This is a genomic window from Gordonia sp. JH63 (assembly GCF_009856645.1).
In the GTDB taxonomy this organism is placed as follows: domain Bacteria; phylum Actinomycetota; class Actinomycetes; order Mycobacteriales; family Mycobacteriaceae; genus Gordonia; species Gordonia hongkongensis.
Genome location: NZ_CP047235.1, coordinates 2,130,183 through 2,145,940, shown reverse-complemented (window position 1 = coordinate 2,145,940; position 15,758 = coordinate 2,130,183). Strand labels below are relative to the sequence as shown.

Below are 15,758 nucleotides of genomic sequence, written 5' to 3'. Positions count from 1 at the left end.
AGGACCCGGGATGCCGTCGTCGCCACCGTCCGATCCGGAAGAACCCGCCCGGGTGGTCGCGCGTCTCCGGCCGCTCGAACCCCGGTCTCTCGGACAGCGCTCGGCACAGATCGTCCGGGCCGCCACAAGACTGTTCCAGGACGCGGGATTCCGAAACGTCAGCATCGAGCAGATCGGCGCCGCGGTCGGTCTCACCGGGCCGGCGGTGTACCGACATTTCCCCGGCAAACACGACATCCTCTCGCAAGCGCTGACGACGCAGGTGGAGCTCGTCGCGACACTCATGGCCGACGCCGAGGAGCACGGCCGCTCGCCGGTCGAGCAGCTCGCACTTCTGCTCGACGGGCTCGGTGACCTCACCGCCCATCGGGACGTGTCGACGCTGTGGCGTCGCGAGCAACGCCATCTGCAGCCGGCCGAACTCGATGTGATGAGAAGCTATTTCGGCCAGCTGAGCGAACACTTCGCCTCACTCATCGCCGCGGCGCGTCCCGACGTCGTGCCGTCGGAGGCGGCGATGCTGGGTGCCGCTGCACTCAGCGTGTACTCCAACACCTCCGAGATGCGGGGCTCGTTGTCGCCCGCCCGCCTCATGGAGGTCCAGCGCGCCGTGGCGGACTCCATCCTCGCGTGCCGGCTGCCGGGGCCACCGGAGCCGGACCCCGATGCCGAGCGCGCGCCCGCGCACCGTCGCCCCGCCTCCCGTCGCGAGCGCATTCTCGACGCCGCCACCCAGTTGTTCTCCGAGCGGGGGTTCCCCGACGTCCGGATCGACGAGATCGCCCGCACGGCCGACGTCTCGATCGCGACGCTCTATCAGGAGGTGTCGGGCAAATCCGATCTCCTGCTGGCCGTTCTGTGGCGCGGCGTGCAGGGCATCCTCTACGTCACCGCCCATGCGTTGAGCCGCGCCGGTTCCGACGACCCGCTCGACGTGCTCATCCGCGTATTCGTCGAGTACGCACTCGACGTCCACGGCCGCATCATGCCCGTCTTCACCAGTGACCTCATGTATCTGCCGGACACCGAGCAGACGCAGCTCCGGAACGCGCAGATGGATTACCGGGCCGAATGGATCGACGCGATCCGGTCCCGTAACCCACTGCTGACCGCGGCCGACGCGAATGCGCTCGCCCAGGCGTTGTTCGGCTACACGTGCGAGATCATCGAGTCGCCGCAGCTGCGGTCCCGGCCCGGGGTCGCCGCCGAACTCGAGACGATCGCACGGGCGATCCTGAACCCCGCCGGACTGCGTGGAGCACCGCCGGAGTCCTGACCTGGATAAGCTGGCCTGCGTGACTGCTCCGAACCTCACCAGAGACCAGGCCCGCGACCGCGCAGCGATTCTCGACGTGTCGAACTACCAGATCGAGCTCGACCTCACCGATGGTTCCGGCGCTCCCGGGACCACGACCTTCCGATCCACGACGACGGTGCGGTTCACCGCGACGGAGGGCAGCGAGACGTTCGTCGACCTCGTCGCACCCACCCTGATCTCGGCGACCCTCAACGGTGTCGATCTCGACGTGTCCGGATTCGACGAGTCGGTCGGAATCCCGTTGCCGGGCCTCGCCGCCGACAACACGCTCACCGTGGTCGCCGACTGCGCGTACTCCAACACCGGCGAAGGATTGCACCGGTTCGTCGACCAGTCCGACAATTCGGTGTACCTGTACTCACAGTTCGAGACGGCCGACGCCAAGCGGATGTTCGCCTGCTTCGATCAGCCCGATCTCAAGGCGACCTACACGGTGACCGTCACCGCTCCCGCGGACTGGAAGGTCATCTCCAACGCCGCGCACGCGGAGGCCCCTGGCGAACCGGACGGCTCCACATCCGCTGTGGTGCACCGCTTCCGGGAAACAGTACCGATGAGCACCTACCTCGTCGCGCTCATCGCGGGGCCGTATGCGGAGTGGACCGACGTCTACTCCGACGAGCACGGTGACATCCCGCTCGGCATCTACTGCCGCGCATCGCTCGCCGAGCACATGGACGCCGAGCGCCTGTTCACCGAGACCAAACAGGGCTTCGGCTTCTACCACCAGAACTTCGGGATCCCGTACGCCTTCGGCAAATACGACCAGCTGTTCGTCCCCGAGTTCAATGCCGGCGCGATGGAGAACGCCGGCGCCGTGACCTTCCTCGAGGACTACGTCTTCCGGTCCCGCGTGACCAAGTACCTCTACGAGCGTCGCGCCGAGACCGTCCTGCACGAGATGGCCCACATGTGGTTCGGCGACCTGGTCACCATGCAGTGGTGGGATGATCTGTGGCTCAACGAGTCGTTCGCGACCTTCGCGTCCGTGCTGTGCCAGGCCGAGGCGACCGAATACGCCAGCGCCTGGACGACATTCGCCAACGTCGAGAAGTCCTGGGCCTACCGGCAGGACCAGCTGCCCTCGACCCACCCGGTCGCGGCCGACATCCCCGACATCGCGGCCGTCGAGGTCAACTTCGACGGCATCACCTATGCGAAGGGCGCGTCGGTCCTCAAGCAGCTCGTCGCGTACGTGGGCCTCGAAGACTTCCTCGCCGGTTTGCGCAGCTACTTCGCCGCGCACCAGTTCGGCAACGCCACCTTCGCCGATCTCCTCGGCGCATTGGAGAAGTCGTCGGGCCGGGACCTGTCGGACTGGGGCGACCAGTGGTTGCGCACCACGGGCATCAACGTCATCCGGCCCGACTTCGAGGTCGACGACTCCGGCGCCTTCACGCGGTTCACCATCGTCCAGGACGGCGCCGCCCCGGGCGCCGGCGAGACCCGGGTACACCGACTGCGCGTCGGTGTCTACGCCGATAACGGATCCGGTGCCATCGAGCAGACGCACAGTGTCGAACTCGACATCGAGGGCGAGCGCACCGACGTCGCCGACCTCGTCGGTGTGCATCGTGGAGATCTGGTGCTGCTCAACGACGGTGACCTCACCTACGCCTCGGTCCGGCTCGATCCGGAGTCGCTGGCGACGGCGACCGCCCGGATCGGCGACATCAGCGATCCGATGCCGCGCACCCTGGTCTGGTCGGCGGCGTGGGAGATGACCCGTCAGGCCGAGATGCGTGCCCGTGACTTCGTCGAACTCGTTCGGCAGGGCATCGCCGGGGAGTCGGAAATCGGTGTGGTGCAACGAGTTCTGCTGCAGGCGACGACCGCCATCGAATCCTATGCCGACCCGGAGTGGGCGGCCACCACGGGCCGTCCCGGATTCAGCTCGCGCACGCTCGAACTCGCCCGCGCGGCCGAGCCGGGTTCCGACCATCAGCTGGCGTTCGTCAACACCTGGCTCGGCGGCCGGATCAACGACGACCAGACCGAGGTGGCCCGGGCGCTGCTCGAGGGCGCGGATCCCGCCGACCACGGGCTCGAGGGTCTCGCCGTCGACACGGACCTGCGGTGGAAGCTGGTGACCGCGCTGGCCACCGCCGGGGCGATCGACACCGATCCGGAGTCGACCCCGGTCATCGACGCCGAGGCCGAGCGGGACAACACCGCCACCGGCACGCGTTCGGCGGCGCTGGCGCGGGCGGCGCGTCCGCTGGCAGAGGCCAAGGCGGACACCTGGACTCGCGCCACCGAGGACGACACGCTGTCGAACGTGTACACCCGCACGATGATCGGCGGATTCGCCCGTCCCGGCCAGGGCGAACTCCTCGAGCCCTACGTGGAGAAGTACTTCGAGGCGGTCCCGAAGGTGTGGGCACGCCGGTCGAGCGAGGTCGCGCAGACCGTCGTCATCGGCCTGTACCCGAGTTGGGCGATGTCGCAGCAGGCCCTCGACCTCGCCGAGGACTTCCTGTCCGGGGACCATCCGTCCGCGCTTAAGCGGCTGATCTCCGAGGGCCGCGACGGCGTCGCCCGCTCGCTGCGGGCGCGCGCCTACGACGCGCAGGAGAGCTGAACCCCGCGGACGCCGGGTTCAGCGCCGTCGCCACCGGTAGCGCACCTGCGGGCGGCCCGCCGAGCCGTACTCGGTATCGCGTTCGAGTACGTGGTCGTCGGCGAGCCGCTCGAGGTAGCGCCAGGCGGTGACCCGCGACGATCCGAGGGCGCGCGCCACTTCCGAGGCGGTCAGCCCGTCGGGGCTGTCACGGACCGCCCGGCTGACCGCGTCCTCGGTCTGCGGCGCAGCGCCCTTCTTCGCCGATCGACGGGTGTCGCTCGTGCGCAGCTCGGCGAGCGCCCGGTCGACGTCGCGCTGACTGACCGCGTCGGCGTCGCCGGTGAGGGCTTCGCGGTAGCGCAGGTACTGCTCGATCTTCTCCCGGAACGCGGCGAAGGTGAAGGGTTTCAGCAGGTAGAGCAGCACCCCGCGCGACATCGCGCTCCGGACGGTGGCGAGGTCGCGCTGGGCGGTGATCGCGATGACGTCGGGCGCCGGGCGGACACCCGACAGCGCCGAGGCGAGGTCCACGCCACGTGCGTCGGGCAGACCCAGGTCGAGCAGCACCAGATCCACCGGTCCGGCGGTGGCCATCCGCAGCGCCTCCTGCGCGGTGGACACGGCACCGACGACCTCGAATCCGCCCAGCCGGACGAGATAATCGCGATGCGCCTCGGCGATCACGGGTTCGTCCTCGACGATCAGGACGCGGATCATCGTCCGCGCTCCCCCGCGTCGTCGCGCACGCGTACCGAGATGACCGAGCCGTAGGTGTTCTCGGCGCTCATCGTCCCGTGCCGACGGGCGACGACCTGGGCGACGAGGGCGAGACCGAGGCCGCGCCCGGCGGCGTCACCTCCGGGCTTCGTCGAGTAACCCCGAGTGGTCGCCAGTGCGAGCAGGTCGGCATCCATGCCGCTGCCGCTGTCGGCGACGACGATGTCGAGCACGCGGTCGTCCCCGACGACCGTCACCTCCACCCACGGGTCCGCGGGGTCGCAGGCGTCCAGGGCGTTGTCGATCAGGTTGCCCACGACCGTGATCATCTCACCGGGCGTGAGGAGCCCGGTGGCGGCGTCACTCACCTGCGATTCCTCGGTCAGGGACAGCGCAATCCCGCGTTCGGCCGCCTGCGCCGTCTTCCCCAGCAGGAGGGCGACAAGCGCGGGCTCGGCCACCGCCTGGGTCATCCGGTCGATGAGGTGCTGGGAGAGCTCGAACTCGGTCGTCGCCAGCCGGATCGCCTCGTCGGGCCGGCCCATCTCCACGAGGGCGACGATCGTGTGCAACCGGTTGGCGGCCTCGTGCGCCTGCGATCGGAGGGCCTCGGCGAGCCGCGTCATCGAGTCGAGTTCGCCCATCGCCTCCGAGAGCTCGGTGCGGTCACGGATGGTGACCACCGACGACGCGCGTCGGCCGGCCACCGGGGAACGACTCACCAGCAGCACCCGGCCGCGGTCGGCGTAGGTCACGTCTGTCTCCTCGTCACCGTCGGTGAGGAAGGCGGGCAGGTCCGCGGGGGCCGTGTCGGGTCCGATCTCGAGCAGGCGGTGCGCCTCGGAGTTGACGAGCGCCGGTCGTCCGTTTTCTACGACGACCAATCCCTCACGCACGGAGCGCAACACGGCATCGTGGTGGTCGTACATCAGCCGTAACTCGTCGGGCGCGAGTCCACCGGTCTGTCGCAGCAGTCGTCGCCGGATCCACCACACGCCGCCGACGGCGGTGAGCAGTGCCGCGAACGCGGCGAGGGCGATCATCGGCAGCTGGCCACGCCACGCCGACGTCAGCGAGCGCTGGGTGATCCCGGCGGCGACCATCCCCACCACCCGGCCGTCGGCATCACGGACGGGGACGATCGTCCGGATCGACGGGCCCAGCGTGCCGGTGTAGTTCTCGGTCACGGTCTGCCCGCGCAGTGCCGCGTCGATGCTCCCCAGATACGGCTCGCCGATTCGCGCAGGGTCGGTGTGGGTGTAGCGGGTCCGGTCGGGCGCCAGCACGGTGATGAACGCGATCCCGGTTGCCGCGCGCACCCGCTCGGTGACCGGCTGCAGCACCGCGCTGGGATCCGGAGATGTGAGGGCGGCGACGGTCGACGGCGACTCCGCCAGGCTGACGGCCACCGCTGTCACCTCGGCCCGGGCCGCGCGGTCCGCGTCGATGCGGGCGTCGACGGCCGCCAGAACGCTCTCGGCGACGACGACCACCGCGAAGACCGCCAATGCGAGCGCGGCGACCTGTCCGGCGAGCGTGCGCGGGTACCACCGCATCCCTGCCGACCTCGTTCCTGTCCGAAGTGAGGACTCCGGACGTGCTGAATATGAACGTAATGAACACAATCGTGACCCGCGTCACCACATCGGGCCACAATCCTCATCACTGTTGTCCGAGGTGTACGAGGAGAGAATCACCGATGAACATTCGAGGCAGGTCCGGCGACTCACCGGCCGGGGACGGTTCCGATCCCATCGCGACCACGCCCGACGATACGGCCGTCACGCCATCCAAGGCGAAGCGCGACCGCACCCATTGGCTGTACATCGGTGTCATCATCGCGGTGATCGCGGGCGTCGTGGTCGGGCTCGTCGCGCCGGGCGTCGGCAAGGACCTCGGAGTGCTGGGGACCATGTTCGTCAGCCTCATCAAGATGATGATCGCCCCGGTCATCTTCTGCACGATCGTGTTGGGCATCGGCCGGTTCGCAAGGCGGCGACGGTCGGCAAGGTCGGCGGACTCGCGTTCGTCTACTTCCTGGCTATGTCGACGGTCGCGCTGGCCATCGGCCTGGTCGTCGGCAACATCATCCAGCCGGGCGACGGCCTGAACATCGATTCGGTGTCGGGCAAGGGCCAGGAACTCGCCGAGGACGCACACGAGTCCGGCGGAACCCTCGACTTCATCCAGGGCATCATCCCGGAATCGATGCTGTCCGCGCTGACCGAGGGCAGCGTCTTGCAGGCGCTGTTCGTCGCGCTGCTCGTGGGGTTCGCGATCCAGGCGATGGGCCGCACCGGCGAACCGATCCTCACCGCGGTCTCCTACTTCCAGAAGCTCGTCTTCAAGGTGCTCACCATGGTGCTCTGGGTGGCCCCGATCGGCGCGTTCGGCGCCATCGCCAGCGTCGTGGGACAGACCGGCTGGGCCGCGGTCCAGCAGCTGCTGACGCTGATGCTCGCGTTCTATCTGACCTGCCTGGTGTTCGTGTTCGGCGTGCTCGGAGTGCTGCTGCGCACCGTGTCGGGCGTCTCGATCTTCAAACTCGTCAAGTACCTCACCCGCGAGTACATCCTGATCTTCGCGACGTCGTCCTCGGAGTCCGCGCTGCCTCGCCTGATCGCGAAGATGGAGCACCTCGGCGTGGAGAAGACCACTGTCGGCGTCGTGGTGCCGACCGGGTACTCGTTCAACCTCGACGGCACCGCCATCTACCTCACGATGGCGTCGATTTTCATCGCCGACGCGATGGGCGACCCACTGTCGGTCGGTGAGCAGATCGGCCTGCTCGCGTTCATGATCATCGCGTCCAAGGGCGCCGCCGGCGTCAGCGGTGCGGGCTTGGCCACCCTCGCCGGCGGATTGCAGGCCCATCGCCCCGACATGCTCGACGGCGTCGGCCTCATCGTCGGCATCGACCGGTTCATGTCGGAGGCCCGCGCGGTCACCAACTTCTCCGGCAACGCGGTCGCGACGCTGCTCGTCGGCTCGTGGACCAGCACCATCGACAAGCAGCGCATCGACGACGTGCTGTCCGGCCGGGATCCGTTCGACGAGAGCAACATGGTCGACGACGAACTCGACGACGACCCCACCGGTCGCGGAGCCCACGAGAAGGTCCTCACCCACTGACGACCCGCGACGACGAAGGCCGCCCCACCGGAATGGTGGGGCGGCCTTTCGTACGTCCGGGGTGTGCGAGCGATCAGCCGCCGGCGGCGGCGGTGGCCATCACGCGCAGCGAGGCGATCAGCCCGTCGATCAGATTGCCCTGGCGGAAGCCGGTGACCGCGGCGGTGACACCGAGAGCCGCGACGCGATCGTTCACGCGGGTGGACACCTTGTTGCCGGAGACGATGACCACGTCACGCGAGTTCGGCGAGACGGCGATGAGGGTGCCGTACGCGGGCTCGGGCGATTTCGCGAGGATCGCACGGGCGCTGGTCTCCAGCTCACCGTCGAGGTCGCCGATGTAGACCGAGAAGCGCACGAGGGCCTTCTCGCTGGCGGCCTTGAGCGTCTCGTCGAGCGCGATCAGATCCTTCTTGCTGAACGGCGGCGTCGTCGGAGCGTCGGCCGGGTAGCGTGCCGCGGAAATGCGACCGCTGTTGGTGAAGACGGCGCCCAGCGGCAGTTCGGCGGCCGACCGGGCCGCGACCTCGGCGCTCACATTTGCGTGCGTAACCTCACCATTTGCCACTGGCCGAGCTCCCATCGACGTCGCCGGGTTCCGCATGCCGCGGAAGTGCCATCGGTTCGATGTCGGTGGCACTGAAGAGAAGCGGTGCGTGTTCCCACTGCTGGTCGAGGGTGTATTCCTCGACCTTCGGGTACTTGACCCCGGAGGAGAACACCATCGCGACAACACAGAGCAGAACAGCAAGCACCGTGAGAATCGTGACTGGCACTCCGATGGGGACGATCAGGCTGTCGACGTCCATGTCACCCTTTCGATGGTCGCGCCGGACCCGCCCGGTTGTCGGCGCAGGTCATCGTTGATCAATCTAACCCACTGGCCGCCGCCCGGCCCACGGGGGCCTACAGCGCGTCGTAGACGTGTGAGGCGACCCCGTGCGACCGGATCATGCCCCTCACGCGGCGCCGGCATCGAGGTACTGCAGCCACGCCGGATCGATGTCCTTGATGGTGGCCAGCACACGCCAGTGCCTGCCCTTCGGCACGGTCGGAACCGTCCGCAGCGTCCACCCCAGCTCCCCGAGCAGACGATCCGCCTTCCGGTGATTGCACGAGGCACAGCACGCCACGCAGTTCTCCCAGGTGTGCGTCCCGCCCCGACTCCGCGGGACCACGTGGTCGATCGTCGTCGCCCGTGCACCGCAGTAGCCGCACCCGTTCAGGTCACGACGCATCAGAGCGGCCCGGGTCATCGGCACGGTCGCCCGGTACGGCACGTGGACGTATCTGCGGAGGCGGATCACGGTCGGAACCGGGACCGCACCACCCACGGAGTGCACCGCCTCGCCCTGTTCGTCGGCGTGCACCAGATCGGCGCGATCACGGAGGATGAGGACGACCGCACGCCGGACCGTCACGGCCGTCAGCGGCTCGTACGTGGCGTTGAGGAGCAGCACCCGGCGGCGTGTCCAGGCCCCGGCGCCGGGAGCGGGACGGATCTGCCCGCGTCCCGTCTTCGCGTGTGATCTGTGCGTCATCTCGCCTCCCGCCACCCCGCCGAGCACAAGTCCACCACGGTGGCGGTCCCCGTGACAGCTGTTTCACGGTGTCCGGCCAGCTCACGGGGCCGACCCGGCGTCGACGTTGAGACACCGCGCCCGGGTGAGGACAATGGCGAGGGTGACTGGCGAACCCAACACATCCCCTCCGACCGCACCGGCGCCGGCAACCCCCGCGCGGACCTTCTACGACGAGGTCGGCGGTGCCGAGACGTTCCGGCGACTCACGGCTGTGTTCTATCGCGAGGTGGCGCGCGACGAGGTGCTGCGCCCGCTGTATCCCGAGGAGGACCTGGGTCCGGCCGAGCGTCGGATGCGGATGTTCCTCGAACAGTACTGGGGCGGCCCGCGAACCTACTCCGATGAGCGCGGCCACCCCCGACTCCGCATGCGTCACAACCCCTTCCGCGTCGGTCCCATCGAGCGGGACGCGTGGCTGCGCTGTATGCACACCGCAATCGCCTCCATCGACGACGACACGCTCGACGCACCCCACCGCCAGGCGCTGATCGACTACATGGAGATGGCTGCGCAATCGATGATGAATTCACCCATCTGAGAGCGTTTTCTGTCCCGACACGCCGCCCGACTCGCCGACTGACCTGGATTTCTCCGAGAAAACTCAGGTAGGGCACAATGACCACGGTGAGCGATGAGACACCAGAGGTCGTCCCCGCCGAGCCATCCGACGGGGGTCAGCCCGACGACGTCGCGTTCGACGACGGCGCGATCGAGTCCGACGTCGCGTTCGACGACGGCGCGATCGAGTCCGACGTCGCGTTCGACGACGGCGCGATCGAGTCCGACGTCGATGCGCTCGAGGAGCCGGCTGCCGGCGAGGCCGTCGTCGCCGCCGACGCACCGGTCGCACCACCCGTTGTGTCGCAGCTGGATCCGGCTGACACCACGTGGTGGAAGTCCGCGGTGTTCTATCAGATCTATCCGCGCTCGTTCTCCGATGTCAGCGGTGACGGCGTCGGCGATCTCGCCGGTGTCATCGACAAACTCGGCTATCTCGAACTCCTCGGGATCGATGCGATCTGGCTCAGTCCGATCATGGCCTCTCCCATGGCAGATCACGGTTACGACGTCTCCGATCCCCGGGACGTCGATCCCCTCTTCGGCGACCTCGACGTCTTCGACGAGCTCATCGCCGAGGCCCACGAACGCGACATCCGGGTGACGATGGACCTCGTCCCCAACCACACGAGTGACCAGCACGAGTGGTTCCAGGCCGCGCTGGCCGCGGCCCCCGGCAGTCCCGAACGCGAGCGGTACATCTTCCGGGACGGCCTCGGTGACGACGGCGACGAGCCGCCGAACAACTGGCACAGCATCTTCGGCGGACCTGCCTGGACCCGGGTCACCGAGGCCGACGGCTCGCCGGGACAGTGGTACCTGCACATCTTCGCCAAGGAGCAGCCGGACCTGAACTGGGAGAACCCGGACGTCTTCGCCGATCTCGAGAAGACGCTGCGCTTCTGGCTGGATCGGGGTGTCGACGGCTTCCGCATCGACGTCGCGCACGGCATGGCCAAACCCGCGGACCTGCCCGACATGGATCTGTCGGCGACCAAATTGCTGCAGAACTCCGACGACGACCCTCGTTTCAACAACTATGCGGTGCACGAGATCCACCGCAAGATCCGCAAGGTCCTCGACGAGTATCCCGGGGCAGCCAACGTCGGTGAGATCTGGGTCAGCGACAACGAGCGATTCGCCGAGTACCTGCGTCCCGACGAACTGCACCTCGGGTTCAACTTCCGGCTCGCCAAGGCGCCGTTCGAATCCGGTGCGATCAGGGAGGCCATCGAGAACTCACTCGACGCGGTGTTGTCGGTGTCCGGTACTCCGACGTGGACGCTGTCCAATCACGATGTCGCCCGCGAGGTCACGCGATACGCCGTCGCCGACCCGGAGACCGGGGCACTCGACCTCGAGCGCGGCACGAGGCGCGCAAGAGCGATGCTCGTCGTCGAAATGGCGCTGCCCGGAACGGTTTTCCTCTACAACGGCAGCGAACTGGGACTGCCGAACGTCGACGACCTGCCCGACGACGCACTCCAGGACCCGGTGTGGGAACGGTCCGGACGCACCGAACGCGGGCGGGACGGCTGCCGCGTCCCGATCCCCTGGGAGGGGACCGAGCCGCCCTTCGGATTCAGTGCGACGTCCGAGACCTGGCTGCCGATCCCGGATTCGTGGCGCGCGCTCACTGTCGAAGCCCAGCTCGAGGACGTGGGGTCGATGCTGTCGCTGTACCGCGCAGCCCTCGACCTGAGGGTGACCCGTCCGGAGTTCACCGGTGAGCACCTCGAGTGGTACGGCGCGCCGGAGGGATGCCTGGCGTTCCGTCGTTCCGAGGGTCAGCTGGTCTGTGCGCTGAACGCCGGCGATGAGCCGGTGCCCCTTCCGCCCGGCGAATTGCTGCTCGTCAGTTCACCTCTCGTCGACGGGATGCTGGCGCCGGACGCAGCGGCCTGGCTGGTGTGACTGAACTCGGGCAGCCGGCCGCGGACCACGTGAGGGGCACGCAGGCACCTCACCGCCGTCGATAGCAAGCAAGACAATCGTGAAACGCTGCTAGAAGGGCGGCGGGTTGGCGTCGTTCCAGCGCTTCTCGGCGCGTTGGTGGCGTCGGAAGTCGTTGTCGCGCTGCTTGGTGAGTCTGTCGCGGGCGGGGTGATCGGGTGATCGTCTGGGGAAGAGCTTGTTGAACAGGTCGCGTCCGCTGAAGGCGTTGCCGACGAACATGTGCCCGGTGGGTGTGGTGAACCAGGCGGTGCGGGATTCGTCTTGGTGGTCCTGCCAGCTGGTGAAGGTCTTGATGCGGTGATGGAAGCGGCACAGCGGTTTGAGGTTGCGCGCATCGGTCGGGCCACCGCGCCGCGGGTCGGTGTGATCGAAGGGTTCGGTGTGGTCGAGGTCGATCTGCCAGACCGGGGCGTTGCAGCCGGGGAAGGTGCAGCACAGTTCGCCGGCACGCACCAGCGCCTGCAGCTTCTTCGACGGGGTGTACCGCGTTGTCGAACTGTCTGCCTCGGGAGCCGATGCCAGTGGCGCGGCGGGGGTCGGTGCGGGATGGATGTAGGTGCGTCGCGCTTCGGCGAGGAGTTCTCGCGCGGTGTCGGCGTCGATGATGCCATGGCGGTCGAGGAACGCGGGATCGTCGTCGAGACCGATCAGGGTCGACAGGTTCACCACGATGTGAAAGGTCGCGCGCGGCGCCAGCGAGTCCGACGCCGAGTCGGTCGGCGCGGCCGGGTCATCGGCAGCGGTGTCGGGGGCTGACGGGTCGACGAAGGTGTCCGCATCCACCATCTCAGCAGCTGGTGCAGGCGGCTCGGCGGTATCCACTGTCGCTGGGTCGAAATCTGGTGCTGTGTCGGGTTCGGTTGCGGCAGGTCGACAGTCGTCGCATAGGCAGGTGATGGCGGCTTCGCCGCGCGAAAGTGCTTTGAGGGCATCGACCCGGCGATTGGCCAACTTTCGAGGGTCACCGGCGTGGACCGCGGTGGCCATCGCCGTCAGGCGGGCGTCGAACTCGGCGGCATCAGCATCGGGCAGCGTCCCGGAGATCCGGGACTGCCCCGGCGTGAACCGATCGGGGGTGACCGTCACCTTGCGGTCGGACTTCACTCGCTCCTTGCGTCGGCGGATCGCGTCGGGTGCCCACTTGGCGACGATCGAATCGACCATGGCGGTGAACCGGGCCGTCGACATCGGTGGGCGGGCGAAGATCGCTTCGGCGAGATGGGCGTCGACGGTCTGCATCTCTTCGTCGTCGGTGATGAGATCGGTGCGCTTGAGAGCGATGAGGAAGCGGCGCTTGTCGATTCGACCGCACGCCAGTGCGTGCCCGGTGAAGGAGAGTCGGTAGCGCAGTGCGTCGCCGGCCTCGATGAGGTCTTTCGCCTCGGCCGGTGTCACGGTGAGGGTGGCGCCGACTTCGGCGATGGCTTGTTCGAGACCGTTGGGCCCGAACTGCTCGTAGGGGTTCTCGCCGGCGGCCACTCGCGCTGATAGGTGCTCGAAGGCTTCGATGGAGTCGAGTTCGCCGCTGTGCGTCTCGGCGCGGCGCTGCGCGTAATCCATCTCGCGTTCATCGTGAATGAGGCTGGCAACGACCATCATTCGATGCGCGGACGCTGCCGCCAAGCCCGCGCAGTGGTTGAGGACCTCGACGAGTTCGGATGCGGAGAGTTCATGGTCGGGACGAAAGCGCGGTTCGACGGACTCCTGTGATGGGTCCACCGCCGTGGATCCGGCCCCCGCCCCCGATGACATGACACCATCGTACTCGAAAATATGTTCGAGTCAAGGCTTGATTTTTCCAAGTCCCGGATGTTATCTCGCAGGACATCGGTGACACTTCCGCATCAGGACATCGGTGACAGTGTGAGTGGTCTTGGTGGTGACACTTCGCTGTGAACGACAGTCGAGGAGCCGATCATCTGTGCAATGTCCGCCTGTCGCGGCACCGCACTGTTGGTGGGCTCGGTCCGGTTGTGCACAAGGGTGGTGGGTGCGCGCTCGCCTATGCGAGAGACTGACCTGACGCAAGCTATGTGGTCGTGACTTCCTCAGCCCGCCCGTCAGTCCAGGGCTCTGGCGGTGCTAGTGGAATGCCGCGACGTCAACGTCTGCACCGGTTCAGCAGCACCCGGTGGTGGCGCTGAGGACGTTGCGCAGTGCTTCTAGCGAGTCGGGTTGTGCGCGGTAGTAGACGTTCATTCCTCGGCGGTCAGGGCTCACCATGCCGGCCTTACGGAGCTGACCCAGGTGATGGCTGGTCGTCGCCTCGGTGAGGCCGACCGCGGTCGCGAGATCGCAGGTGCAGATTCCGTCACCGGTGTCGGCGAGCAGGATCGACACGAGCTTGATGCGCACGGGATCGGCAAGAGCCTTGAGCCGCAACGCGATCTCGAGCGCGGTGTCGTCATCGAGCGGGGCTGCCGATACCGGGGCGCAGCAGATCGGGGCACTGATGTCGACCATCGGCAACGTCTTCGGCATGCCCCGACCATACCCTGTCACTTGACATATGTCGAAAAGGTAGGCACCCTGCAGGGTGACCGTAGTTCGATATATGTCTCACAGGTGAAGGTGATGGCCATGTCCCGTATGCAGCTCGCGCTCAATGTTGATGATCTCGATACCGCAATCGAGTTCTACTCCAAGCTGTTCAACACCACCCCGGCCAAACGCAAGCCGGGATACGCCAACTTCGCAGTCGTCGAGCCGCCGTTGAAGCTGGTGCTGCTGGAGAATCCGGGCCAGGGCGGCACCATCAACCACCTCGGTGTCGAGGTCGAATCCAGCGAGAAGGTGCACGCCGAGATCGCCCGGCTGTCCGGGGAGGGCCTGTTCACCCAGGAGGAGATCAACTCGACCTGTTGTTTCGCGACGCAGGACAAGGTGTGGGTGACCGGCCCGGCGCAGGAGAAGTGGGAGGTCTACACCGTGCTCGCTGATTCCGACACGTTCGGGACCAGCCCGAAACTGTTGGAACAGACCACCACTGAGGACACCGAACCGGGTTCGGTGTGCTGCGGCGGCAGCGCCGCCAACCCGGCCGAGGCACGCACAGCCTGCTGCTGACGAGCCGCGGGTCGCGTTCTCGCCTACCGCGTGAGTCGGTCGGCGAGAGCGCGAATGCGGTGAGTGATGTCGTCGCGGATCAGCCGCATCCGCTCGACGCCGTCGATGCCCCGCTGCGAGGGCTCATCGGTGTCCCACACTTCGAGGACCACACCAGGCGGGGGCGTGACCTCGGCGGTGCCGACCACCACGACGAGATCCGCAGCCTGCATCAGTTCGTCGGTCAGTTGCCGCGGCTGGTGGCCGGCGACATCGGCGCCGACTTCGGCGAGCACCTGGGCAGACAGTTCGTTGACCTGCCCGCCGATCTTCGCACTGGTTCCAGCCGATGATGCTGCGATCTCGTGGGTGACCGTGGGCGTGAGATATTCGGCCATCACCGATTTTCCGCGGTTGGACACGCACACGAACAGCACCTGCGGTGGCGTGTTCATCGGCCGGCCTGCTGGTCGGCGGGTGCGAGTTCGTCGAGCAGATCCTCGACGAGCCTGCGGATCTGGTCGCGGATCGGGCGGACCGCGTCAATGCCTTGACCTGCTGGGTCGTCGAGGGCCCAGTCGCGGTAGCTGATGCCGGGGAATACCGGGCACGCATCGCCACAGCCCATGGTGATCACGACGTCGGAGGATTCGACGGCGTCGGGGGTGAGGATCTTGGGTGACTGGTCAGAGATGTCGATACCAACTTCAGCCATCGCCTCGATGGCAGCAGGGTTGATCGAGTCGGCGGGTGTGGATCCGGCGGAGCGGACCTCGACGCTGTCGTGGCCGAGTGCGGTGAGGAAACCGGCGGCCATCTGCGAGCGGCCCGCGTTGTGGACGCACACGAACAGCACGCTGGGTCGAGAGGAAGACATGACAGACAA

The 15,758-nt window shown here is 67.4% G+C and carries 14 protein-coding genes and 1 pseudogene; 6 read left to right on the top strand and 9 right to left on the bottom strand.

Annotation, left to right across the window (positions count from 1 at the left end; genetic code table 11):
* Positions 1–10: 10 nt before the first annotated feature.
* Together GR168_RS09640 and pepN are read left to right on the top strand one after the other, a co-directional pair.
* Positions 11–1,276, top strand: a complete 1,266-nt coding sequence (locus tag GR168_RS09640) for a TetR/AcrR family transcriptional regulator (protein WP_159370615.1) — start codon at positions 11–13, stop codon at positions 1,274–1,276.
* Positions 1,277–1,295: 19 nt separating this feature from the next.
* A complete protein-coding gene (pepN, locus tag GR168_RS09635) occupies positions 1,296–3,899 on the top strand; it encodes an aminopeptidase N (RefSeq protein ID WP_159370614.1) in 2,604 nt (867 codons plus the stop codon).
* A gap of 18 nt (positions 3,900–3,917) precedes the next feature.
* Here the strand turns inward: pepN and GR168_RS09630 are convergent, their stop codons facing one another.
* Together GR168_RS09630 and GR168_RS09625 are read right to left on the bottom strand one after the other, a co-directional pair.
* On the bottom strand, positions 3,918–4,598 hold the full coding sequence (locus GR168_RS09630) for a response regulator (RefSeq protein ID WP_058250040.1): 681 nt from the start codon (positions 4,596–4,598) through the stop codon (positions 3,918–3,920).
* Positions 4,595–6,154 (bottom strand): ATP-binding protein, encoded by a 1,560-nt coding sequence (locus GR168_RS09625; RefSeq protein ID WP_159370613.1) that lies wholly within the window; start codon positions 6,152–6,154, stop codon positions 4,595–4,597. The genes GR168_RS09630 and GR168_RS09625 overlap by 4 nt, the downstream gene beginning before the upstream one ends.
* Positions 6,155–6,297: 143 nt before the next feature.
* Here GR168_RS09625 and GR168_RS09620 point away from each other — a divergent pair.
* Positions 6,298–7,730, top strand: a pseudogene (locus tag GR168_RS09620) (cation:dicarboxylase symporter family transporter).
* A gap of 73 nt (positions 7,731–7,803) precedes the next feature.
* Here the strand turns inward: GR168_RS09620 and GR168_RS09615 are convergent.
* The 3 genes from GR168_RS09615 to GR168_RS09605 form a co-directional block, all read right to left on the bottom strand.
* A complete protein-coding gene (locus GR168_RS09615) occupies positions 7,804–8,298 on the bottom strand; it encodes a DUF5130 family protein (protein ID WP_171011575.1) in 495 nt (164 codons plus the stop codon).
* Positions 8,285–8,539, bottom strand: a complete 255-nt coding sequence (locus GR168_RS09610) for a hypothetical protein (protein WP_058250036.1) — start codon at positions 8,537–8,539, stop codon at positions 8,285–8,287. Before GR168_RS09610 ends, GR168_RS09615 begins: the two co-directional genes overlap by 14 nt.
* A gap of 150 nt (positions 8,540–8,689) precedes the next feature.
* A complete protein-coding gene (locus GR168_RS09605; protein ID WP_058250289.1) occupies positions 8,690–9,271 on the bottom strand; it encodes an HNH endonuclease in 582 nt (193 codons plus the stop codon).
* 133 nt (positions 9,272–9,404) lie between these two features.
* Here GR168_RS09605 and GR168_RS09600 point away from each other — a divergent pair, with 133 nt between their 5' ends.
* Positions 9,405–9,851, top strand: a complete 447-nt coding sequence (locus tag GR168_RS09600) for a globin (protein ID WP_223259061.1) — start codon at positions 9,405–9,407, stop codon at positions 9,849–9,851.
* A gap of 77 nt (positions 9,852–9,928) precedes the next feature.
* Positions 9,929–11,785: a glycoside hydrolase family 13 protein gene (locus GR168_RS09595; RefSeq protein WP_159370612.1), complete on the top strand. Its 1,857-nt coding sequence runs from the start codon at positions 9,929–9,931 to the stop codon at positions 11,783–11,785.
* Positions 11,786–11,875: 90 nt separating this feature from the next.
* Here the strand turns inward: GR168_RS09595 and GR168_RS09590 are convergent, their stop codons facing one another.
* The gene (locus GR168_RS09590) at positions 11,876–13,579 is read right to left on the bottom strand and encodes an HNH endonuclease signature motif containing protein (RefSeq protein WP_068972481.1); all 1,704 of its coding nucleotides are present in this window, start codon (positions 13,577–13,579) and stop codon (positions 11,876–11,878) included.
* Between the two features lie 366 nt (positions 13,580–13,945).
* A complete protein-coding gene (locus GR168_RS09585) occupies positions 13,946–14,308 on the bottom strand; it encodes an Rv2640c family ArsR-like transcriptional regulator (protein WP_137811025.1) in 363 nt (120 codons plus the stop codon).
* Positions 14,309–14,407: 99 nt separating this feature from the next.
* Between GR168_RS09585 and GR168_RS09580 the strand changes: the two genes are divergently transcribed.
* On the top strand, positions 14,408–14,893 hold the full coding sequence (locus GR168_RS09580; protein WP_171011717.1) for an ArsI/CadI family heavy metal resistance metalloenzyme: 486 nt from the start codon (positions 14,408–14,410) through the stop codon (positions 14,891–14,893).
* Between the two features lie 23 nt (positions 14,894–14,916).
* Here the strand turns inward: GR168_RS09580 and GR168_RS09575 are convergent, their stop codons facing one another.
* Both GR168_RS09575 and GR168_RS09570 read right to left on the bottom strand, forming a co-directional pair.
* Positions 14,917–15,327: a low molecular weight phosphatase family protein gene (locus GR168_RS09575; protein ID WP_137811027.1), complete on the bottom strand. Its 411-nt coding sequence runs from the start codon at positions 15,325–15,327 to the stop codon at positions 14,917–14,919.
* The gene (locus tag GR168_RS09570; protein ID WP_137811028.1) at positions 15,324–15,749 is read right to left on the bottom strand and encodes an arsenate reductase ArsC; all 426 of its coding nucleotides are present in this window, start codon (positions 15,747–15,749) and stop codon (positions 15,324–15,326) included. Before GR168_RS09570 ends, GR168_RS09575 begins: the two co-directional genes overlap by 4 nt.
* Positions 15,750–15,758 lie beyond the last annotated feature (9 nt).